The sequence below is a fragment of the Lactiplantibacillus plantarum genome (assembly GCF_014131735.1).
In the GTDB taxonomy this organism is placed as follows: Bacteria; Bacillota; Bacilli; order Lactobacillales; family Lactobacillaceae; genus Lactiplantibacillus; species Lactiplantibacillus plantarum.
The window spans coordinates 2,276,659-2,300,541 of the sequence record NZ_CP039121.1; the positions used below are offsets into that span (position 1 = coordinate 2,276,659).

A 23,883-nucleotide genomic window follows, 5' to 3' on the forward strand; every position below is an offset into this window, starting at 1 on the left:
TCCTAACTAGTCCTGTACTTTTTGGATCGGTGCAAATGCGGCTAATAACCGCTTGATTCCTTCAGATTTGAAAGCAATGTCTAGTTCAGCATCTTCACCAGCACCGGAGACCTTCACGACCGTTCCGGTTCCCCACTTACGATGCTTGACTTTATCACCGATCGACCAACTATTCTTGTCAGCACCCGTGCCACTAGCCTTCTTGACCGTGGCCCGCGTCCCCACTGGATTCTTTTTATATGAAGGTGTAAAAGCACGCCGTTCACGATCCGCACCAAATGGAACTTTAGGACCAGTGCTACTTGCACCATCCAACGTATTTTCATTTTTGAGTAATTCTGGTTCGATTTCTTCAACGAAACGGGAAGCCGGATTATTCTGCCGCCGACCGTAAAGCATCCGTGAGTATGCATTGGTCAAGTACAGCTTCTTCTCAGCCCGCGTAATCCCAACGTATGCTAACCGCCGTTCTTCTTCCAGCTCGTCTTCATCCATCATTGCCCGGGACAGTGGGAAGATACCTTCTTCCATCCCAATCAAGAAAACAACCGGAAATTCTAGCCCCTTCGCTGCATGTAACGTCATCAGCGTCACGGCTTGGGGTTCTTCCTCAACGTTATCCACATCCGAAACCAGTGCTAAATCCGCTAAGAAGTCCACGAATTTGTCACTATCTTCATCTTCAGGTTGATAACTATCATCGAATTGTTTGGTGACAGACAAGAATTCTTCAATGTTTTCGATACGGGCTTGTGCCTCTAACGATTTCGTTGCCTTAGCATCTTTCAACGCCTTCATGTAACCCGTGCGGTCAAGAATCTCTTGTGTTAAATCCGTCACGGATAAGTATTCCCGCATAGCGCGCAATTCATTCATCGTCGCTGCAAACTTCGCTAAAGCACCCTTCGCTCGTGCTGAAATGCCATTAGCCATATCAACATTGCTAGCTGCTTCCAACATGGAATAACCCGCTTCATCCGCGAACAACCGCAATTTTTCAACACTCGTTTGACCAATGCCGCGCTTAGGTTCATTAACGACCCGTTCAAAGTTCATTGAATCTTGATCGTTCACTGCCAAAGTCAAGTAGGATAAGACGTCCCGAATTTCTTTACGGTCATAGAACTTATTACCACCGACCATTGTATAGGGGATGTTCGCCTTAACGAGTGACTCTTCCATTACCCGGGATTGTGCGTTCGTCCGATAAAGGATCGCAAAATCGCCGTAGTCCATTTTGTCCTGCTGCATGCTTTCTTGAATCTTGGCAATGACAAAGTGAGTTTCATCACTTTCACTCTGACCACGATAATAAGAAATCTTGTCACCCGGTTCATTCTCAGTCCATAATTTCTTCGGCCGCCGCGTTGAATTATTGTTAATAACTGCATTAGCCGCCGACAAAATTGTCTTTGTCGAACGATAGTTTTGCTCCAACATCACCGTGTCAGCTTGCGGATAATCCTTTTCGAAATCGAGAATATTTTCCATGTTGGCACCCCGCCAACCATAGATGGATTGATCCGCATCCCCAACTACACACAAATTTTTATATTTGTCAGCTAACAAGTTGACTAACGTATACTGTGCGTTATTAGTATCTTGATATTCATCCACGTGAATATAATGGAATTTGTTTTGGTACCACGCCAGCGTTTCTGGATTCTGCTTGAATAATTGAATCGTCAGCATGATCAGATCATCAAAGTCAACGGCTTGATCAGCCGCTAATTCACGTTGGTATTGCAAATAAACGTCTGCCACGACACTCTCAAAGGGACTGGCAGCCGATTCTTTATACATCTCCGGCGTTTGTAAGTCATTTTTCGCATTTGAAATTGCGGATAAGATTGACCGTGGATCAAATTTTTTCGAATCGATATTTTGTTCCGTCAAGATTCGTTTGACTAAGGTCCGTTGCTCGCTAGTGCCGGCGATTGTGAACGCTCGGTTATACCCGATTTGTTCAATGTCACGTCGTAAAATTCGGACACACAGGGCATGGAACGTTGAGACCCAGACCTCCTGCGCCGATTCACCTAACAGCTTACCAACCCGTTCACGCATTTCGCGTGCGGCCTTGTTCGTAAACGTAATCGCTAAAACATTCCAGGGGTTGACCCCTTGCTCTTCAATTAAATAAGCTACCCGGTGCGTCAATACACGGGTCTTCCCCGAGCCCGCACCGGCCATAATTAGTAGCGGTCCTTCTGTGTCTAAAACGGCTTCTTGCTGCTTGTCATTCATTCCTGCCAATAGGCTTTCTTTCGACACGCTGTTCGCCACCCTTTCTAAAAATCAGTCACCAAACATTATAGCAAATTTTGGCCGTGATTGCTGTACTTTAAGGTCAGCATCTCATACAAAAATCGCGGTTTTTCCATTGTCAGTGACACCTATGTTAATTTTACAACTTCTACTATTCACGGGAAACGAATTGACGGCAATATTGCGTAACTTTAAGTAATTTTGAGACTCCCTCAATTTCTAACCAAAATACCCGCCACGCCAATCTCAACGATTCCCCCTCAGATAACCGTATCTCGCCATTTGGCTGGCTTCTCCCCAACCGCTAAAAAAATCCAATTCACAAAATGAATTGGATTTCGAACTTTATTTATTCACGACGGTTACCCATAATAGCTGGTCACCCGGTGCGAACAGTACGATTAGTTTAACCGTAATAATCCGTAAAACTAGGTTCTGATCATACACTACTCAGCTTCAGGTTCATTATCAGCCGGCGTCGTTTGCCCAAACTGCCAAATACTTGTGTCTTCGATCTGTTCGAGTGCTTCTTTAACACTTGGTGCTTCGACTAGCACGTGGCCAGCGACTGGTGCCCGGTGCGCTTGTAACAACGTTCGGTGATAGAAATTAAAGAACCAGTTCGTCTTAATCTGCCACTGCGTGCGAATGCCACTCTCCTGAGCCGGTGTAAAGTAAGCAGCAACCACGGGCATCAACTGCTTGACTGGCATTAACGGCAGTCCCGCAATTGCTCGCAAGTGTTGTTCTGCCATACTAATATTCGTAGCACGTTCGAAGACATAACCCGCCTGATGCATCGCAGGGACAATCCGCTTCACGTATAAATTACCACTCTTCGTTAAGAAGAAGGCAACTTCAAAGACACCCGTATAACTCAAGTTATCACTAATTTCCTTTGTGATCCGCAGCATTTCGTCATTCACAGCTGAATCAATTTGAGCTGGCACAATCGAGGCAACTAGCTCATGATTACGATACCGGTTTTCAACGGTTGGGAAGAAAGCTGTCGTATCACCACTCTTAGCGCCAAAAACGGAGAGTTCCTTATCATATGGAATCAATGACTCTAACAAGTATGTGCCCCAATCCAACAGATCAGCCGCCTTGACAATATCCGTCTGCGTCTTAATGACCAGTTGCCGATTTTGACCCAAGCCCTTTTGAATCGGCTTCAAAATACTAGGATATCCAATTGACCCGATCGATTGATAGACATCATCCAAACTGACAATTGTCGCTGACGGTGCTACATTCAAGTTAAGTTGGCTGAAAAACGCCCGTTCCAAAGAGCGGTCCTGTGTAATCTCAAGCGCATCGGCGCCTTGTGGAACCCGGGTATGGGCCGCCAAAAAATTAATGACCGACGCATCAATGGTTTCCGACTCGTAAGTCACCATATCACAACGTTCTGCGAAGTTCTGTAACTGTTGTTGATCATTGAGGGCCCCGACAACGCGAAAATCTGCCAGTTCCATGGTCTCAGTATTTTCGTTATCGCCGTATACCCCGACATTGATGCCAGCATTACGCGCGGCAATTACTAATCCAACACCATTAGTACTACTTCCAATAATGCCAAGCGTACCACCTGGGTTTAAAATCGAGTTGTCCACTTCAGTCCCTACTTTCCTATGCTTTAAATAATTATAATCTGATTATTGAATTATTTTAACGCTCATTATCCTGTAACAATCATACTTGCTGACACGCACAGTTGCAAGTTTATCACTGCTTTTTTCGGCGAGCATTGCGTCGCTTAACTCGCTTGAGCCAAAAGCCACCGGAGATGTAGCGTGGTTCATACGCGATCACAAACGCATTGGGCGCCGCGTCTTTAATCAGGCCATACAGCCGCCGTTCGTTCTTCCGTGGGGCCAAAATTTCTAGTTCTAGCCGCTCACCTTCTAGACCATAAGCAGCGTGTTGTGTGACCCCAAAACCATTTTCACGGAGTACTCCCGGTAACGACGACTTGGGATCAGGTAAAATGACTGAAATCATTGTATACCCTAACGCTAATCGATCTTCAATTACCATCCCAACATACACCCCGACACCGTAACCTAACGCGTATACGACTAAATTGATCGGATTATTGAGACGATTTAAGACCAATGATAATCCTAGCACATAAATCGTAATCTCAATGACACTTGCAAAAGCTGCAAAATACCGATAACCCCGCATTACAAGCAAAAAACGTACGGTATTTAACGTAATGTAAGCAAAGTTGATGATGAAAATAAGGACTAGCATCCCCATGTCAATTTGCATCACAATCCCCCGCTTTCTTAACTTAAGCCTGGGTGTCCTCCGATGCAAAGTGCACCCGGTCACCATCAAATGACGTAATCTGTGCTAGTGATTCTAAACGGACACCCCGATCAGCAATCAGTTGATGACCCGTTTGGAAGACTTTTTCAATCACAATACCGACACCCGCAATTTTTACGTGCGCTTTATCACAGATTTCAAACATCCCTTGAACCGCCTGACCATTGGCCAAAAAGTCGTCAATTAACAAGACTTGGTCATCCGCCTGTAAGAACTTCTTGGCAATCGAGATGTGGTTAGACGTCTTCTTCGTGTAAGAATAAACTTCGGCTGTATATAAATCATCAATTAACGTGACTGATTTGTGCTTACGTGCGAACACAACGGGCACGTGCATTGCTAACCCCGCCATGACTGCCGGCGCAATTCCTGATGATTCAACCGTCAAGATTTTCGTTACACCCGCATCTTGAAACAAGTGGGCAAATTCCGTTCCCATGGCAAACATCAGGTCGGGATCAACTTGGTGATTCAAAAAGCCGTCCACTTTCAATACTTCACCGGGAAGTACCCGGCCATCTTTCAAAATGCGTTCTTCAAGTTCTCGCATAGTACCCTCCTAGAATTATAAGCGACATTGAAATACTGCTATTAATTTCATTACTTTCTATCATACCGTTGTAAGTCATATTTTTGAATAATATTAATTAATTTTTGTGCATAACTTGGATCAGTCGCATATCCAGCCGTCTGCAATGCTTGCGCAGCTGTCTGATAATCAGTTGCCTTAATCACCGCAGCGTAGTGCTGAGAATCCCAAGTCGTTCCGTACGCCAATTTCTTGGCATGATCGACCAGCGAAGCGTGCCAGCTATCATAAACGGCGAAGCGCCGTTTGACCGTATGATAGGCCCCGTCATAATATTCCTGCGTCGTCATGAGCCGTCCCGACGTGGACTTAACCCCAAATAAATTATTATTCTCTGTCGCATTGGTACTTTGTCCCCAATCCGATTCCAAAATCGCCTGACTTAGCGTGATACTAGCCAGCACGTGGTATTGCTGATCAAGCTGTTGCGCAGCTGGTACTAGCTTTTTAATAAATGCCGCATGCGTTGTTGTAGGTGTTGTCGCCGTAACCCGCGACTTAACCGCCCAATTATGCTGAATATACCAAACCATCCCCACCATCGCCGCCAACACTAATAAGATATTGACCCACTGAAGGCGGCCCTTCTTCACAAATAATTGTGTCTTTGTCCGTTGCTTCCGGCGCGATTTTCGCCGCTTACCCGCCATCATAGCCGCCTCCTTTCTGGTAATTGCCTTACAGATTACACCTGTTCATTTATCATGAATTAGGATTAAAACATGCTGGTTTCTTAGTTCAAAAGCTGCCAGCTTAGGCCCGCTGTAAAAAGTTCGAGTTAGCGTAAACGTGCTTAGAATAAGACTCGTATTTGAGATGAAGCGGCTTGGGCGTTAGCTCAAATCGACATCGGCTGCGTTCCAGTAATTGTCACCCGGCCCCGGAAGTCGGCATAAGACGCACACGTGCTGACGAATAAGAGTCCAACTAACCAACATGTTTTAATTCTAAGTAAGCCTAAATCGCAATGAGCACCGGTCATATTACACTCTATTTTACCGACTTTTGTATTAATTTTACATGATTATTGGGCGCCAATTCCTTATTTTTTTGCTAAAATGTAAGTGGTCACATTCGATTAATCCTAGGAGGAACCTATAATGTCGAAAACTTATCGCTGGGCCATTGTTGGCCTTGGTAACATCGCGCACAGTTTCGTTAAATATTTTGATCAACCTGACGGAGAAATCTACGCCGTTTGCTCACGTTCGCAGGATAAAGCTAACGCCTTTGCTGCCGAACACAATATTCCCAAAGCTTATGGTAATTTAGACGAGCTACTGGCTGATGAACAAGTCGACATCGTTTACGTGGCAACGCCCCATAATTATCACATTGACACGATTTTACCCGCCTTACGTGCTGGCAAACACGTCCTCAGTGAAAAGGCCATCACAATGTCTAGTACCCAACTCGCAATCGCCAAGGAAGTGGCTGCTAGCAACCACCTTATCTTAGCGGAAGCGATGACCCTGTATCACATGCCATTATACGAGAAGCTCCATGATTTTGCGGCAGAACGTCATCTTGGTGATCTGAAAATGATCCAAGCTAGCTTTGGTAGTTTTAAAGAACCAGACCCAACTAATCGCTTCTTTAATCCCGACCTTGCCGGCGGTGCTTTACTGGACATTGGTGTCTATGCCCTAGCCTTCGTGGAAGAATTCTTGACTGCTAAACCATACATTACCGGAACAACCATGCACCGATTCAGCAGTGGCGTCGATGAATCTTCGACAATCACGTTACGAAACGCCAATGATGAACTGGCCACCGTTGCCTTAACGTTCCGAGCTAAAATGCCTAAACGCGGTATCGTCGCGTATGAGAATGGTTACTTTACCGTTGATACCTATCCACGTGCCGACAGTGCCACTTTCACCGACAGCGAAGGCCATACTGAAACCATCACAGCCGGCGATAGCACTAACGCCATGAATTACGAAATTGCTGACATGCAAAAAATGGTTGCTGGCGAATTACACAACACGAGTCTTGCTAAAACGACTGACGTTATGGATATCATGACTGCCGCTCGTGCACAATGGGACTTCCGCTATCCATTTGAAAACTAGTTATAAATAACATCTTTATGTAAATTAAAAAAGCTTAGATACCGTGTGTTTTTTCACACGATATCTAAGCTTTTTTTACCCCCGTGAAATACCATTGAAAAACCCCAAGCCATAAAATCAGAAAGCCAGCTTGGACTCGCTGGGAAAAATACTGCTTAGTATCAACTTGGTTAGTTGGCGCTTTCTCAAAGCCATACTCGTTTATTGAAGGACTAGTTAAAAATCAGTCCTAAGCCCATGAAAACGATAAATGAAAGACAAATCAACGTTGCGTTTTTAATTGAAATCGTGAAAGTTTCTCGTTTGACCTGTTTGTGCAAGAAGACCCGCGTATTTTTCCAAACTGGAATAATACTGAGCAACGTTAGTAAACTAAACTTTGGTAGCACACCCATCAAGACCGCAATCACCAGACAAGCATAACCAGCAACGTAACTCCATGCAAATACCTGAAGCATCACCGGTTTGCCAAGGTAATACAAAATCGTGTGTCGGCCTAACGCAATGTCCTCGTCCATATCACAAATATTATTAGCTAACATAATGTTAGAAATTGCAAAAATGGCCAGACCTGACGCAATTAAAACAGCCAGCGTTGACTGCCAAGTAATGGCTGCCGTGTCATACGTATTAATAAAGACGGCAATCCAGAAGATCATAAAGCCCATCGTAAAGCCCGAGAAAAATTCGCCAAACGGGCCTTGTGAAATTGGCTTCGGACCGCCAGCGTAAAAGTAACCGACCGCATATGAATATAGCCCCATCCACAACAACGGCAACCCGGTTTGTGTTACTAACCATAGTCCGATAATCAATGAGATTCCGGCTAAACCAAACGTAATCGTCCGGGCCTGACCAATGGAAATCTGGTTAACACCGACCACATTAGTCTCTTGCAAAAATTCTTGATTGTCGTCATTACGTGGCGCGTGTAGGAAGTCTTGGTAATTATCATTCGCATTAGTCGCCATATGAAAAAGTGAAGATGCAATGAAAAATAGCAATAAATAACCAAGATGTAACTGATGATAATTATAATAGGCGTACATACTCCCCAAAACGAACGGTAACACGCTCGCAATTAATGATTTAATTTCAACAAATTCAAGAAACACTTTTGGTTTCAATGATTTACACCATCCTTTTGTTTGACAACGAAACAAGTTATTTGTACCTTTAATATAGATTGTATTTTAGAATGTGACTGGCTGCAAGTGTTGGCGTCAAAACGTCCCGGAGCCATCTCTCAAATAAAGCGGGGTATTTTGATTATGATGCAAACCATTTGGCAACCGGAAAGTCTTGTCGCAAAGGAGCTAGCAGCGCTGAAGCCGTATCTAGCTACTAACGTAAAAATTGATAACGCCGCCATTAATGACCGCGTACACGACTTACTCGCTGCGGGTGGTAAGTTTTTACGCCCGGGCTTCTTTTACTTGTTTAGTCAATTTGGACCGGATCATAACACGGCCCGGTTACGTGCTGGCGCAGCGGCTATGGAACTACTACACGTGGCGACACTGATTCACGATGATGTAATTGATGAATCGCCAGAACGCCGCCATGTGACAACGATCCACCAAGACTACGGTCAACGACTACTTAGCAATTGCTCGTGGCAAAACGGCCCGTCTGTTCAGCCTCAGTTGTGAACAAGGTGCCCACTTCGCGGGTGCCGACGCAAGCGTCGTTAAACTAGCGCAACAGATTGGTGAAAGGATGGGGTTAGCCTACCAGATGTTAGATGATGTCCTTGACTACGCCGGTGATGAGGCCTTAACTCAAAAGCCGGTGCTTAATGACTTACGGGACGGCGTTTATTCACTGCCACTTATCTACGCCCTGACCGCTGAACCACAATTGGCCGAACAATTACCCCAACCCGGCGACCACATCAGTAATGAACAGCTACTGACAATTCGCGATCAGGTCATTGCTTTGGGGGGCGTTACCCAGGCACAACAATTGGCTACTCACTATACCAAAACCGCACTGAACCTAATCGATCAGCTACCAACTGGTGAAACACAACAAACTTTACGCCGGCTAGTGACTGAATTACTGGTTCGCAACCATTAATACACAAATTAAATCAGCGCGTCAAAGTAACCTATTACTCTGACGCGCTGATTTTTCAGCTACAACCATTACTCACCCTACACCGCCGCGATTTAGTCAAAATTGTTATCCATTCCGCCGAGATAAATAGTATTATAGTGTTTGTATAAAAATTGTAATAACGGGGCTATTTTTACTAGGAGGGGTTTCATGAAAAAGATTGTTAATTGGTTGCTGGGGAGCGTACTAATGATCGCAGCGGTCACAATGCTAAGTTCAGTATCTGCGAATGCCAGCACTTACTATCATCGCACGCCAACGCGGGCAACGGCTAGAAAGGCCTATTATACGACCGATACCAAATCACATACCTTTAGGGCTAATGGTAATTATAATCGTTGGACATTCAGGGCCAATCATGATTTGAAGAACTATCGCAACACCGTCTGGACAACGACTCAGCAAACTGATATTATCATGCACGGCAAAAAGGTTCGTTACTACTGGGTTCACAATAGCAAGAATGGGGCCACTGGCTGGATTTGGAGTGGCTACTTAAAGCCAGTTAAAGCCAAAGCTGCCACCCCATCCGAAGCAACACTCGTCTCCAGAATGCGCGTGTCCAAAAAGGCTCAGCAAATCGTGACGGTCATTCAAAATGGCTCATCCACGGCCACTCTTAAACTTTGGCAAAAAACCAATCGCGGCTGGAAGAATACACTAACTTCCGCAAGTCGCATCGGGGCCGCTGGCATCGGCAATTCTCACGAAGGCAGCAGTACCACACCCAAAGGCGTTTATCACTTAAGCTTCGCATTTGGTAAAGCTGCCAGTGCAAGAACTAGTGGTATGGCCTATCGACAGATCAACCGGAAATCTTACTGGATTGAAGATCCACATGACCGGCAATATAACACTTGGCAGAACCGAAACTGGGCCAATAATAAGAACGAGCATCTGATCGATTACACGAAGGCCGCGCCCCACAATCAGTATCAATTAGCGATTGTGATGGACAATCACGGTCAGCATAATGGCTCGGGCTTCTTTATTCACGTCAAGAATCAATGGGCAACGGCTGGTTGCGTCTCAATCAATTACAATGATGTACGGACCTTACTCAGCCGCTTAGGCACGAAAGCCTACGTGGTCGACGTTCAGAATCGGGCACAATTACAAAATTACTAACAGGTTAAATCATAACCTGGCGATTAATTGCATATAAAAAGGACTTGGTCACAGCGACCAAGTCCTTTTTACGCTCTAAATCGGCGGTGTAATCAGTAATGGTCATCATGACCACTACATTCGTAGGCTGAATACCCATTCAGCGCAGTAATTAAAAGTCTGTTTCACAAGCCCAAGGTGCACGTGGAAGACTGCTATCAACCGGATTACCGATCATTGTTCGCATCATCACGCCCTTGATCCAAATCATAAAGGCGTTTAAACCGCGGTGCATTCGCGTACAATTCGCTCGGCGTACCGGCCATATCGAATTGACCATCTTCCAAGAAGCGAACTTGATCGACATGGTTGACCCCGGCCAAATGGTGCGTGACCCACAGAATCGTCTTATCATGCAAGACCCGGAACACCGTGGTCAGCAAATGGGCCTCGGTAATCGGATCAAGACTAACTGTCGGTTCATCTAAAATGATGATGGGCGCATCTTGTAATAAGATGCGAGCTAACGCGAGCCGTTGTCGTTCGCCACCAGAAAAGCGCGCACCGCCCTCTTCTACAACTGTCTCGTAACCATCGGGGAGCGTGTCGATCAAGGGCGCTAACTCGACTGCTGCTAGTGCGGCTTTAACTTGTTCGTCAGTCGCTTGCAAGTTACCCATCCGCACATTGTTCATAATCGTGGTATTGAACAAGTATGGCTGCTGATCCAAGACGCCGAATAACTGGGCGCGCTCATTTTGTAACCGTGTGATGGGCACATCATTCAATTGAACCGTCCCACTATCCGGTGTCAGGTCACCTAAAATCAGCTTGAGCAAGGTACTCTTTCCCGTTCCGGAAGGTCCTAGCAGGGCTAACTTTTCACCGGCTTTTAAAGTCAGATTCAAACCGTCAAAAATCGCGTGACCACCTTCCGCATATTTAAAGTCAAGGTCCGCAATACGCAATACTTGAAATGGCTCCGTTAAGACTGTCTGATCGTGTTCATCTTCAGGCGTGGTGTCTAAGGCGTTGACTCGTTTGATTGACCGTTGATAACTTGGCCACTCACTAACACCCTGACTAACAGACTGCATGGCATCGACCAACGGGAATACGGAGAGGACAAACGCCGCAATCCAATTGGAACTAGCCGCATTCGTTGTCCAGTAAAAACTACTCCAGATCAAGAGCGCCAAACAAATCACCCCGAAAATGATCTGAATCGTAAAATCTCGCCACCACTGAAAGCGATGGTCCTGTTTACGAAGTGCCGCAATTGCTTCGATAGGCTGGGTTTGCCGCTCATAGAAATCCGTTTGACGTCCGGCAATCAACCAATCACCGAGCCCCATTACCGAATCAGTCAGCTGCGTATAAAAGCCCTGTTGAATCTGACGACTGCGTGATTCACGAGCACCATTCAGTAAGACCGACCATAGCGGCATTATCACAACGACCAATCCTAACATCAACAACATCAATAGCCCGAACCACCAGCTAAAGTAGCCCAGACCAATCACAATCACTAGCGTCATCAACCAGGCAATCACCGTTGGAAAAACGGTCCGTAAATATAAATTTTCAATATGGTCAATATCGTCAGCTAAAATGCTCAGGACATCACCAGTCTGGAAATTTTGGCGAATCGCTACGGCGTGCTTGGCGACGGATTGGTACAGTTTCTTACGAAAATCTGACACGATCCGTAGCACCCAGTTATGACTCGTAATTCGCTCCGCATAGCGAAAGGCAGGCCGACCAATCCCAAACGCTCTCGTTAGAACGATTGGCACATAAATCATCAGAATATTATACGGGTGTCGTGCGGCTTTACTGATCAAGTAGCCCGAGTTGAACATCAGCGCTGAACCGCAGAAAAATGTCATTAGACCCAAAAACAGCGTCAGGGCTAGTAACTTTTTATACTTGCGCAAATACGGCATGACCCAAGTATCATTTTTAAAAGTTGCCAAAAAATCTTTCATTAGATCGCACCTACCATTTCATCACGTAACCGAACGTACGCCCCGTCATGCGCGGCCAATTCCGTCGGTGTCCCTTGTTCAACGATTTCCCCATGATCCATCACTAACACGTAATCCATCTGATTAATCCAGTGTAACCGGTGAGTCGCAAAGAAAACTAAGTGATTATCAAGTACGGGTAAAATCGTCGTTTTCAGTTCCGCTTCAGTTTCAATATCCAAGTGGGCAGTTGGTTCATCAAATAACAGAACTCGCCGCGAGTCGTCAAGAAAGGCCCGCGCCAAAGCAATCCGTTGCGCCTGACCACCACTGACACCACGGGAGCCTTCACCAATCGCCGTATCCAACCCCGCTGGTAACGTTGCAATCCAGGCCGTTAATCCAGCGTTTTCAGCAGCTCGTTCAATCGCTTGACGTGAAGCGTCTGGCTGATAAAAAGCGATGTTCTCTGCTAACGTTGCATGGAACAGATATGGGTTTTGCGGAATGTAGAAAAAGCTCTGCTGCCAGGCGTCCTGGCTCAAATGCGAGACTGTTTGCCCGTTGACTTGAATTTTACCCTGATCAGCGACCGGGGTTAGAAAGCCACCTAACAAATTGATCAAAGTTGATTTGCCGGAGCCGGATGCCCCAATAATCCCGATCCGTTGGTAACCATGCACATCAATATTAATGTGTTTTAAGGCCAGCTGATCATCATCATACTTAAAATCAACGTCATGTAAGCTTAACGTACTATCACTTTGCCATTGCACAGGCTGAGTACCGAGCTGTTGACGTTCAGTTGGCACCGGCAAAGCTAGCATCTTCTGGACATCCGCAAACGCATTCTTGCCATTTAAAGTGGCATGATAATCATTAGCAAATGTTCGTAATGGCAAGAAATAGTCTGGCAATAAGACCAAAATAACCAACGCTGGTAGCAACGTAATCGTGCCGTTAATCAAACCAAAACCAAGGAAGACCGCGACAACCGCAATCGATAAGGTCGTGAAGAAATCCAAGGCGAAAGTCGATAACATCGCAATCTTGATGACCGCCATCGTTTGCTTACGATAACCTTCACTAACCTGATAAACGTTGTCAGCGTACCGTTTGCTCAGTCCTAACTGCTTCAAGGTCGGTAAACCGCGCAGTGTATCAACGAAGTGATTAGACATCCGTTGATAGCCCACGTACTGCTTATCCGCTTTAGCTTGAGCGGCATAGCCCAAAATAATCATAAATAGAATAATTAATGGAAAAATTGCCAGTAGAAAAAGGGCCTCACGCCAGCGCAACCACGCGATGTAAATTAAAATGATCCACGGGATAACCATCATGTCGATTACTTTAATCACAACCAACATTAAGTATGTCTGAACTTTATCGATACCCTCAAGCGCTGTCGTCACCACGTTACCAGTCCCAGTCTTAGCTACATAACTTGGGCCGAGTTGGTATAACTTCTGCATCACTTTACGCCGCAAGTCACCCGTCGTCTGTTCGACTAACGGGTACATCACACGATTTTTAATGACGACCAGTAACTGCCGTCCGACCCAAGCTAATGCGAACCATAGCATGGGCTGACTGATCGACGCTAATGAATGCAAGTGCCACAGTCCAACAATCGCCACTGATAGATAGTAGGCCTGAAAGACAATACAAATACCCTCGACGATGGCCAATAACCCTAAAATCGTGGCTGCTCGGCGCATCCCTGGTAGTTTAAATAATGCCGGATCAAACACATTCGATCACTCCCTACTTAAAATGAACGGGGTCGCACCCTGGCACTTGGCCAAGGTCGCGACCCCGTTGGTGCTGTTAAATTAATTGTACCACCGCACCAGTGATACTGTCGTCATCTGCATTTGAATTACGATGCCAACCGTTTATAGAAGACCCAGTAACTCCAAATAAAGTAGATCAACATAATCGGTAATACCGATAATGAGATTACAGTCATCAGATGCAACGTATATGGTGAATTAGACGCATCTTTAATCAGAATGCTGTATGCAGAATTGTTCGCCACCATGACACGTGGGAATAGTCCATTGAACAGGAGCACGACCACGTCGATCAGTGAGAGACCACTGCTAATAAATGAGAGCCATTCATGATTTCCATAAACACCCCAAGTTGCCAAGACCGTCAAAGCCACTAAGGCGACCACTAAAATCGTGGTTGAGATTGGTTTCTTGGTAAAGAAATCGGTGTTAAAGAACAGCAGAATTGCGAAGACAACTTCACCGGCAAACAGGACCCAGTATAACGGTTTGGCCCACTGAAGCGCCCGTTCACGCAACGTCCCGGTCGTCTTCAGACGAATAAAGTTTAACCCGTGCAAATAGCAGAGTAACGTTACGGCAACCCCACCAACGATTGAGAACAAGTTCACGTAATCGGTGAAGTGGGCAGTCATATCGCCATTGGCATTGATTGGCATCCCTTTGACCAAAGCAGTAAACATCATCCCAAATAGGAAGGCAGCAAAGAAACTACCTAGGGCTGCGGCCCATTCCCAGAAATTCCGGCCGGCGTCACTTTCCATCCGGCTTCTAAATTCAAATGAGACCCCTCGCATAATGAGGGCCACTAGAATCAACAATAAGATAAGATAGAATCCGGAGAATAAGGAAGCATACCACATTGGGAACGACGCAAACATCGCCCCACCAGCAGTGATCAACCACACTTCATTGGCATCCCAATGTGGGCCAATCGTATGAATCACAACATCGCGCTCAGCGCGTGTTTGGGCTAAGCTCTTAATCGTCATCCCAACCCCGAAGTCAAAACCTTCAAGGAAGAAGAAACCACTAAATAGAACGCCCACCAGAATAAACCATAAGAATTGTAGATTACTCATGACTGAACGCCTCCTTACCATAAGGATCGTACGGTGCGTCATCGCTAGCTTGTAACAAATCATCAGGGCCTTGGTGTAAGGCACGCCGTGATAAGACGATCATGACAATGCCTAAGCCACTGAACAAGCAGAAGTACACGATGTTAGAGATCAGCAACGAAGCGACACTAACATTTGGTGAAACGGCATCTGCAATCGTCAGTAAACCATAAACAACCCATGGATAACGACCTAATTCAGTAATCAGCCACCCGGCCGTGTTTGCGGCGAATGGTAAGAACGTACAGATTCCTAGTACCCACAGGAACCAGCGCTGCCGCTCAATCAGCGTTGACTTTGCACGGTTGAAGTATAGACCGATAATGGCAATCAGTGCGAAGAGCCCACCAGCTACCGTCATGACCCGGAAGCTCCAGAAAAGCGTCTTTGTTGGCACGTAGTAGTTCATGTCCTTACCAAATTTCTTGTCATACTTGGCATGAAGTTCCTTGTTAAGGGTATTTTGTCCCTTCACATTACCGGACAACTTATGATAGCTTAAAATATCCAACACATACGGGATTTCAATCGACCAGTTGGCCTTATGGTTCTTAGTATCCATCCCTTCAATAACTGCCCATGAAGCTGGCGAGCCGGAATCCTTATATAAGCCTTCCGTTGCGGCAAACTTCATCGGTTGTTCTTTAATGATGTAACGCGTCTGTAAATCTCCCATTCCAATCACACCGATGGAAGCAACCAGGCCAACGATTAAACTGACCTTGATCGATTTGCGGAAGAACGTGACGTTTTTCTTTTTGAGTAACGCAAACGCCGCCATCCCAGCAACCACAAATGAGCCGGTAACAAACGCCCCAAACAACACATGTGGTAATTCATACCAGAGCTGTTCGTTCTTGACGACTGCTGCAAAGCTCGTCATCTGTGCACGACCAGTCTTGGTATTGATCATGAAACCAACTGGATTTTGCATGAAACTGTTCGCTGCTAAAATCCACATCGCGGAAATCATCGTCCCAATCGACGTTAGCCAGATAAACGCACAGTGGAGCTTGGCATTAAACCGATCCCAACCAAACATCCATAACCCAATAAACGTGGATTCCATAAAGAAGGCAACTAACGCTTCAATCGCTAGTGGCGCCCCAAAAATGTCACCCATAAACCGTGAATAATCAGACCAGTTCATCCCAAATTGGAATTCTTGTATAATCCCTGTCACGACACCAACGGCAAAGCTAAGTAAGAAAATGCGGCCCCAAAATTGTGCCATGTGCTTGTACATGATGTCTTTTTTGACAACATACACCGTTTCCATGATGGCAACAACCAAGGCTAAGCCGATTGATAATGGCACAAAGAAGAAATGAAACACCGTGGTCATCGCGAACTGAAAGCGCGCCAAGGATAAAATACTTAATCCGAGATTCATAATGGTCCCCCCTTTATTAATTTATTCCCTACGAAAGCGGAAACACTTTATTCACCTTTCATAATAGCAAGTGATAAGTGAAATTTCAATCAATCTCAACTTTTATTCCCAAAATAGTCAAAGCCGCTAATTTTCAAGGCCACTATTAGTACGCTTATTCGTTTGTAAGTTCACATTTTGCAATCTGGCATCTGCTGGTAAAATCACGCGTGACTCCCGCGAATAACTGAGCTTGTCGCATCATAAAAATCAATCATCGTACTCAATCAGTTAACAAATTAGTTCATACAATAAACAACTGATGCCGTTATTAAAAAAGTACCTCATTTAACAAGTTTAGCCCGCGAAAACGCAAACAAGCCTGGGTTGTCGTGCTATATTTTAAAACGTGCAATAGAATAAAACGTTACGAGGAGTAAATATAATGAAAAGGAATTCACAACAATCAACCACCGTTGATCATTATAAAATGTTCAAAGATGGCAAACATTGGGTTTACGCGGGGATTACCATTGCGGGGCTCGGTAGTACGTTAATGCTGACGACTAACGCCTTAGCAGCAACGGCTACCCCCGTTAGTGCCACGACCACTTCTGCGGCCAACGCCCCAGCTAGCGTTGCCAGTCAACTCAGCCAAGCCGCCGGGGCAACGGCAACCGAGTCAACCACGACAAGTAGCATGACTACTGGTGAAGACAGTAATACCACGTCAAATACCGACAGCAGCGCTACCACTGACACCAATCAAATTACGACTAGTACTAACGCTACTGAGACTAGCGCGACTGAACAAGCCACAAGTGCAGCGTCAGCTACCGACCAAGCTAGTGAGGTTGCTAACAGTGCGAGTGGCACAGTAACTAGTCAGACGACCAGCGCTACTAATTCGACGGCAGCCAATACCATAAGTGGTAACGAACAGGCCGCTAGCTCAGCGACGAGTGACGCTACTCAAGTCACGGATATGGTGACAGCCACGACTAAATCAACGACCGATTCAGCTATTGATTCAACTGATGATACGAGTACCAACACCAATTCGACCGCTGCGGCAACGCCAACTAGTGTGGCGACGACCAGCGCGGCTAGTGCCGCGACAAGTGACAGCGGTCATGGCTTAATCTACGAAACCAACGACACGACTGGCAATCAAAAGAGTACGGTCACCATTACACAAAGTGGCCCTTACAGTGTGACCTGGAAAAAAGTTACTACCTCTGATAAGACGGACACCACCACGGTCACGTTAGATGCCAGTGATATTGTGGCCGTCGTTAATACGATCAAGGACTTAGCAAATCAAGCAGCGACCCCGTCTGGAAAAGAACAATTAGCAGCAGCCAAAGCCAAACTGACGACAATTCTTGACGAGTTGAAAGAGCTCCCCACAGATATCGCCAGCACGATCGTGGGTAATGTACTCTACCCAATCGTCTTCACGGGAACTGGCTCAGAAGCCCTATCTAATTTACGTACTGAAATGAACCAGCACCGCTATGACATCTCCAATACGTGGACCGGCCTCGATCCAGTCGCTTATGCTGCTGACCGGGCTGCGGCCGAAGAATATTACCCGACAACGGTTACTTGGTGGGATAACGTTACCAAAGAAACCTGGACCCTGCCTGAATACAATGACCCGACGCAGTCTGTCCGTGCTTACTATATTCAAAATGGTGATTCCACCAAGACCGTCATCATCGGCCAAGGTTGGACGGAACATGTTGATTGGATCGGCTACGTTTCAAAAATTTGGTATGACATGGGTTATAACGTCCTCATGCCGAGTCAACGTGGGCAGTTCCTAAGTGACGGTGATAACTTAACGTTTGGTTATCAGGACAAGTATGACTGGCTGAATTGGGTTAAGATGGTCGACGAACGCAATGGCGCCGACAGTCAAGTCGTCTTTTATGGTCAATCATTAGGTGCCGACACCGTGTTAGAAGCAGCCTCAGTTCCTGGACTTTCAAAATCCGTTAAAGCAGTTGTGTCGGACGCCGGGTACGCGACCTTACCAGAACTAGGTAGTTCGCTATACAGCAAAGCCATCACCGCCGTTTCAAACGCACTTCAATCCGTTGGTCTGCCAGCCATCACGAGCCTGCCCTTCTTATCCTATGATAAAATCGTGGCCGCGATGAACGCTCGTTTGATCAAGGAACAAGGTTTCAGTGTCGATGACTTATCAGCAACCGATGCAGCTAGCAAAATCACTATCCCGTTACTCTTGATCCACACGCAAGACGACGCCTTCATTCCATATACTCAATCATTGGAATTAGCGGCCGCCAATCATTCTGCCAACCAAGAAGTTTGGATCTTACCAGGGACTGTCGGTGGTCACGCTGCGGCTAATAACGCGATCCTACAATACCGCCAACACTTGTTAGCTTTCTTAACACCATTGCTATCCGTAGCGGATGCTGAAGATGAAGCAGTTGATGTTGATCAAGTAACGGATAATCGTAATCAGGGAGCGGCTGACAACGGTACAACGACCGATTCCACAGCACAGGACAATGTTACCGATGAAACGACGGCTGATGAGGCCATCAGCGACCATCAAACTATCGTGGATAACACGACCACTGACACTACCAACATAACTAGTGATACAACACCAGACACGACCAATCATGCGAAACCTAATGATGATTCAACGACTAGTTACGTTGACTTGAACGACACGGATAACGCAGTGGATAGTGATTCCGACACGGCGGTTGACGCAACACGTGCGACGACCACTGTGAACCAGACAAGCACTATCGATCAGAGCAGCGTGATTAAGGGCCAAGTCAGTGATTCAATTATGGTCAGTTCAACCGCCATGACTAACACTGACTGGTTAGTTAATCACGATGACAGCGGTTCGGCCGTCACGGCTAGTCTGCTTCAAGATTATAGTGACCAGGAAACAAGTGTGACGACGCCAGCCACGGTATCTGCCACAACAACTAATACTGACAGTGCCGACTTAGTTGCCGTCTCCTCACCATCATCCAAAGCCACAACTGAGCTCCCGCAGACCGACGAAACAACTCAGTCATGGCTCGCAACGCTGGGTACCAGTCTCTTAGCCCTAGCAACGGGGATTTGGGCCCAAGTTCGGCGACGTTTTAATTAGTGAACTTTTACCTGTTACGTCCACTGGTGTGTTATCCTTAATAAAACTATCGTGCGAAAAGAGGCATCATCATGGATATTGGAACACAAGTGACGTTCATTTTGGAAGGGCAGACTTATACCGGGACCATTGCGAAAAGTTACACTAATTCGTATTTAATCACCTTTACAAGTCCTGATCCAGCCATCGTTGATAAGTATCACAACAAAGTAATTATTAGTCAGAAACAAGTTCAAGCCGTTAAATAGCGATTTAAAACAGCCACCCTTGAAATTCAGGAGATTTCAAGGGTGGCTGTTTTAAATTTGAATTGATTCAAGCTAGCTGTCACTTTAGCGACTTATTTTTTAAAACGTAGTAATGGTGTCCCGATCAGTGGTGTGAGAATTCCAGCTAAAATCGCTTCCGGAATCCCATTCGAGGCCACGATCGTTAACAAGTACGGCATTAGTTTGCTCAAATTAACTTGATAAAAGCCGGCTGCTTGATGACTATAGAGTAGCCCAATCAAACCTAAGACTAGAATCGTGTTCGTTAATGCCCCGGCCACGCCCGCCAGCGTCATCCCCAACACTTTTTGATGCCGCTTCTGAAACCAAATAAAGACCCAACCGGCTATCAAACCGACGAGAATCCGGGGTATCACCGAAATCAATGGATTGGTAAATACGATTGGTGCTAAGGGACTCGTCGGTGCGACGAACGCCCGTATCCACGCAATAATTCCCCATGCGCCCCCAATAATTGCCCCATCACGCGGTCCCAAGACCACGGCGGCCAGGATAACCGTCACGTGAATTGTCGTAATACTCAATCCTGGTAATGGAATGTACCCAAAAAACGGAACAATATTCTGAATGATCACGATTGCCATTAGTACCGCTAATACACTGATATGATAGGCGTTTGAACGTCTCTGCATCATCAGCCACCTCAACTCTCTTTACCTTATGAATTATGCGCTTAATTATAGCATATCCCCAAGCTTAGTAGCCGCGAAAAGAATGGGTGCTTACCCGCCCCGGTAAGCACCCACTATTAATTACGATTTTGATTCTTTGGCACGTAACCCTGCTCGAATACGGGAGTGCCGATAACTATAGGCAAAGTAAATCACGATGCCAATAACCAGCCAAATACCAAACATATGCCACGTAAATGCCTGCAAATTAAGCATCAGGTAGACACATGCGAGGAACGAGACAACTGGTAACACTGGATAAAATGGTACTTTAAATGAACTATTGATTTGTTGTAGCGTTTCGTGTCGACGCAGGAAGACAACACCGATAGACACCATAGCGAATGCAAATAGCGTTCCAATATTGACTAACTCCGCAATTTTATCTAATGGAATCACAGCCGCAAATACACTGGCAATAATGCCAAAAATCCAAGTACTCTTAACTGGCACTTTGGTATGGGGACTGACCGTCCGAAAGACTTTCGGTAACAACCCATCCCGGCTAATCGCAAACAGTAACCGGGTCCCACCATATAACATGACAATCAAAACGGTCGTCATACCGACAACGGCACCCAGTGACACAATCCCCGCCGCCCAGTTTTGATGAATGACGGCTAAGGCATACGCCACGGGATCACCCACGTTAAGCTTACTGTAATGCACGACCCCGACCAGAACGGCGGCCATTGCCACGTATAAAATCGATGCTACGACTAACGAACCGACAATTCCGATTGGCATATTACGCTTAGGATTTTTCACTTCTTCTGAAGCAGTCGACACCGCATCAAACCCAATATACGCGTAGAATGCTAACGACGCGCCTTTGACCAGTCCGCTAACACCATGGGGCATGAACGGATGATAATTGGCAGGTTTCACAAAGAAAATTGCCACGCCAATGAAAAGAACAATCACTAGAATCTTAACGATTACCATAATTGAATTGACCCGTGTTGACTCTTGTAACCCACCGACCAATAACAGTGAGACAGCCAAAACCACGACAAAAGCAATTAAGTTGAATCCAGCACCACTGACACCGGCAGTACCAGCTGCGGCGGTCAGAAATGTTGGTAGTTTTAGGCCAAAGCCGCTCATTAAATTCTGAAAGTACGATGACCAACTTACCGCCACCGAAGATACCGCGAATAAATATTCTGAGATCAGAGACCAACCAAGAATCCACGCTAAGAATTCCCCAAAAACGGTATAAACGTAAGTATAGGCACTCCCCGCCAAGGGAATGGTTGAAGAAAATTCAGCGTAACATAATGCGGCCAGCGAACACACTACCGCAGCAATCACAAATGAGAGCATGGCAGCCGGACCGGCATACTTAGCGGCGATAATTCCGGGGGTGATAAAAATCCCAGAACCCACGATTGCGCCAACACCCATCATGGTTAAACTAAATGCGCTCAACGTCTTTTCGAGGCCACCCTTATTAAAATTAGCTGGATTGACTGATTTTTTAACCAGCAATCGTTGTGATGCTTTCATCCGGTACGCCTCCTAATCAAAATCTTAATAATGCAACGTTGTTAATTCTATTAATTTTTGTGCAATTAGTCAAGTAAATCTAACAATTTCAATCAATTCCTAATTGAATCCTTTCAAGGCAGCACTTTACAGCATTGGTTATTTTAAACAAATTTATTAATAATCCGTAAGATTCACTAATTTTAATTTAACCGCATTATTATGGGTTACGACTTAACCAACTTTTGTTAATCGCCGCTGAAAACCGAGCTGACCAGTCCCACAGTCATACGTCCCGACTTAAATTTGTTTCTATCATATTCATCTGTTTAAATGCAATCGCCACAAGCTTGTATCTTCAAGCACTCCTTTCGCAAAAAATTAAGGTCGGTCAGCTGAAAGAATTCGACTGATCGACCTTAATTTTGACCTTTAACATATTTTAATCGGGTTCAACTCAAGCAGTTTTGATCAAAAAAAGAAGCATTCCGTCTCTCTCAACCGGAATGCTTCTAAATAAACTTTAAATATATTGGATCAAGGTCATCAAGACTGGCACAACCACGATGAACAACACGGTACTCGTTGTCACGATGTTAGTGGCGTATTCCACGTCACCATGTGCTTCGTTAGCCAAGATTGGTAACACGGCTAGCATTGGCGTTGCTGATTGAACGATCAATGTTTGCGATGCTAAGGTTGGGAAGCTAGCACCGAGGTTACCAGCAACCATCAAGACAAGAATCATGATGACTGGTGACAAGATGAAGCGACCAATCAACGCAACGATCGTATCACGGTCGAAACGAATACTCTTCAGACCAGCGTCGGCCAACACGATCCCGATGTAGATCAAGGAAAGTGGCGTTACCAAGTTCCCAACGTAAGTCAACGTTGAACTAACGAATGATACCTTCATGATTGGGATATTTAGTAGTAAGAAAATTAACGCAACTAAGAAACCAACCAATGGCATTGGAATAACTTTCTTCCAGTCGATCTTGTTATGCGTCTTTTCCTTGGACTTCGTCGGGTCGTCGTTTGAAATCAAGAAGACCCCGAATGCCCACGTCGAAACGGTGTTCACAATATAGTAAACAAGGAAATACGTCATACTCTTGTCACCGAACAACGCAATGTTCAAAGGTAACCCAATGAAAATCGTGTTGGCGTTGACGATCGCATTGATGAAAATCCCCTTACGACCCGGACGGACCCGCATCACCTTAACTAGCGCAAAGGCAATCAAGTAGCCAATAATCACGGCTAGAAAGGCGTAAGCCAAGTAACCTGCAAATGATCCTAGCTGCCCACGAGTAAGTCGGCTCAGCACAGATACAAAAATCGATGCTGGCAAAGCGATGTTCTTAATAAATTTGGAAATCGTTCCAGCAAACTTATCATCAAACCAACCTGCTCGTCGTAGGACGAAACCTAATATCATAATCAAAACGACAACTAAGACGCTTTGAATTGAATTCCATAAAACTCCCATGTGCTTTTATACCCTCTTACAATTCTCTTATTTTACCG

17 protein-coding genes and 1 pseudogene are annotated in these 23,883 nt (G+C 45.6%); 5 read left to right on the forward strand and 13 right to left on the reverse strand.

The window, feature by feature from the left end; all coding sequences use genetic code 11:
• Positions 1–6: 6 nt before the first annotated feature.
• The 5 genes from pcrA to E5260_RS10790 form a co-directional block, all read right to left on the reverse strand.
• Complete coding sequence (gene pcrA / locus E5260_RS10770; RefSeq protein ID WP_003644128.1) at positions 7–2,274, reverse strand: DNA helicase PcrA; 2,268 nt, start codon at positions 2,272–2,274, stop codon at positions 7–9.
• Positions 2,275–2,714: 440 nt separating this feature from the next.
• Entirely contained in the window at positions 2,715–3,884 is a 1,170-nt protein-coding gene (locus E5260_RS10775; RefSeq protein ID WP_003641337.1) for a 5-(carboxyamino)imidazole ribonucleotide synthase, read from the reverse strand.
• A gap of 112 nt (positions 3,885–3,996) precedes the next feature.
• The gene (locus tag E5260_RS10780) at positions 3,997–4,545 is read right to left on the reverse strand and encodes a DUF2179 domain-containing protein (RefSeq protein ID WP_003641336.1); all 549 of its coding nucleotides are present in this window, start codon (positions 4,543–4,545) and stop codon (positions 3,997–3,999) included.
• 22 nt (positions 4,546–4,567) lie between these two features.
• Complete coding sequence (locus E5260_RS10785) at positions 4,568–5,155, reverse strand: xanthine phosphoribosyltransferase (RefSeq protein WP_003641335.1); 588 nt, start codon at positions 5,153–5,155, stop codon at positions 4,568–4,570.
• A 50-nt stretch (positions 5,156–5,205) separates the two neighbouring features.
• Positions 5,206–5,847 carry a glycoside hydrolase family 73 protein gene (locus tag E5260_RS10790; RefSeq protein ID WP_003641334.1) on the reverse strand — a complete coding sequence of 214 codons (642 nt, stop codon included), beginning with the start codon at positions 5,845–5,847 and terminating at the stop codon, positions 5,206–5,208.
• Positions 5,848–6,294: 447 nt separating this feature from the next.
• On the opposite strand from E5260_RS10790, the gene E5260_RS10795 reads away from it, so the two are divergent.
• Positions 6,295–7,269, forward strand: a complete 975-nt coding sequence (locus E5260_RS10795; RefSeq protein ID WP_003641333.1) for a Gfo/Idh/MocA family protein — start codon at positions 6,295–6,297, stop codon at positions 7,267–7,269.
• A gap of 212 nt (positions 7,270–7,481) precedes the next feature.
• Here the strand turns inward: E5260_RS10795 and E5260_RS10800 are convergent, their stop codons facing one another.
• Entirely contained in the window at positions 7,482–8,396 is a 915-nt protein-coding gene (locus E5260_RS10800) for a 1,4-dihydroxy-2-naphthoate polyprenyltransferase (RefSeq protein WP_003641332.1), read from the reverse strand.
• A 144-nt stretch (positions 8,397–8,540) separates the two neighbouring features.
• On the opposite strand from E5260_RS10800, the pseudogene E5260_RS10805 reads away from it, so the two are divergent.
• Positions 8,541–9,348: pseudogene (locus E5260_RS10805) on the forward strand (polyprenyl synthetase family protein).
• 189 nt (positions 9,349–9,537) lie between these two features.
• On the forward strand, positions 9,538–10,515 hold the full coding sequence (locus E5260_RS10810) for a L,D-transpeptidase family protein (RefSeq protein ID WP_003641329.1): 978 nt from the start codon (positions 9,538–9,540) through the stop codon (positions 10,513–10,515).
• A gap of 206 nt (positions 10,516–10,721) precedes the next feature.
• Here E5260_RS10810 and cydC read toward each other — a convergent pair whose 3' ends face one another.
• The 4 genes from cydC to E5260_RS10830 form a co-directional block, all read right to left on the reverse strand.
• On the reverse strand, positions 10,722–12,482 hold the full coding sequence (cydC, locus tag E5260_RS10815; protein ID WP_003641327.1) for a thiol reductant ABC exporter subunit CydC: 1,761 nt from the start codon (positions 12,480–12,482) through the stop codon (positions 10,722–10,724).
• Complete coding sequence (cydD, locus tag E5260_RS10820) at positions 12,482–14,215, reverse strand: thiol reductant ABC exporter subunit CydD (protein WP_003641326.1); 1,734 nt, start codon at positions 14,213–14,215, stop codon at positions 12,482–12,484. The genes cydC and cydD overlap by 1 nt, the downstream gene beginning before the upstream one ends.
• Before the next feature lie 128 nt (positions 14,216–14,343).
• Positions 14,344–15,339 carry a cytochrome d ubiquinol oxidase subunit II gene (cydB, locus tag E5260_RS10825; protein ID WP_003641325.1) on the reverse strand — a complete coding sequence of 332 codons (996 nt, stop codon included), beginning with the start codon at positions 15,337–15,339 and terminating at the stop codon, positions 14,344–14,346.
• Positions 15,332–16,771, reverse strand: coding sequence for a cytochrome ubiquinol oxidase subunit I (locus E5260_RS10830; RefSeq protein ID WP_003641324.1), 1,440 nt, complete (start codon positions 16,769–16,771; stop codon positions 15,332–15,334). The genes cydB and E5260_RS10830 overlap by 8 nt, the downstream gene beginning before the upstream one ends.
• A gap of 424 nt (positions 16,772–17,195) precedes the next feature.
• Between E5260_RS10830 and E5260_RS10835 the strand changes: the two genes are divergently transcribed.
• A complete protein-coding gene (locus E5260_RS10835; RefSeq protein ID WP_003641323.1) occupies positions 17,196–19,901 on the forward strand; it encodes a serine aminopeptidase domain-containing protein in 2,706 nt (901 codons plus the stop codon).
• A gap of 71 nt (positions 19,902–19,972) precedes the next feature.
• Complete coding sequence (locus E5260_RS10840) at positions 19,973–20,149, forward strand: hypothetical protein (protein WP_003641322.1); 177 nt, start codon at positions 19,973–19,975, stop codon at positions 20,147–20,149.
• Positions 20,150–20,241: 92 nt separating this feature from the next.
• On the opposite strand, the gene E5260_RS10845 is transcribed toward E5260_RS10840, so the two are convergent.
• From E5260_RS10845 to E5260_RS10855, 3 genes are all read right to left on the reverse strand, one after another.
• Entirely contained in the window at positions 20,242–20,823 is a 582-nt protein-coding gene (locus E5260_RS10845; RefSeq protein ID WP_003644117.1) for an ECF transporter S component, read from the reverse strand.
• Positions 20,824–20,943: 120 nt separating this feature from the next.
• Positions 20,944–22,371 (reverse strand): amino acid permease, encoded by a 1,428-nt coding sequence (locus tag E5260_RS10850; protein ID WP_003641320.1) that lies wholly within the window; start codon positions 22,369–22,371, stop codon positions 20,944–20,946.
• 502 nt (positions 22,372–22,873) lie between these two features.
• Positions 22,874–23,845, reverse strand: coding sequence for an AEC family transporter (locus tag E5260_RS10855; protein ID WP_003641319.1), 972 nt, complete (start codon positions 23,843–23,845; stop codon positions 22,874–22,876).
• Between the last annotated feature and the right edge of the window lie 38 nt (positions 23,846–23,883).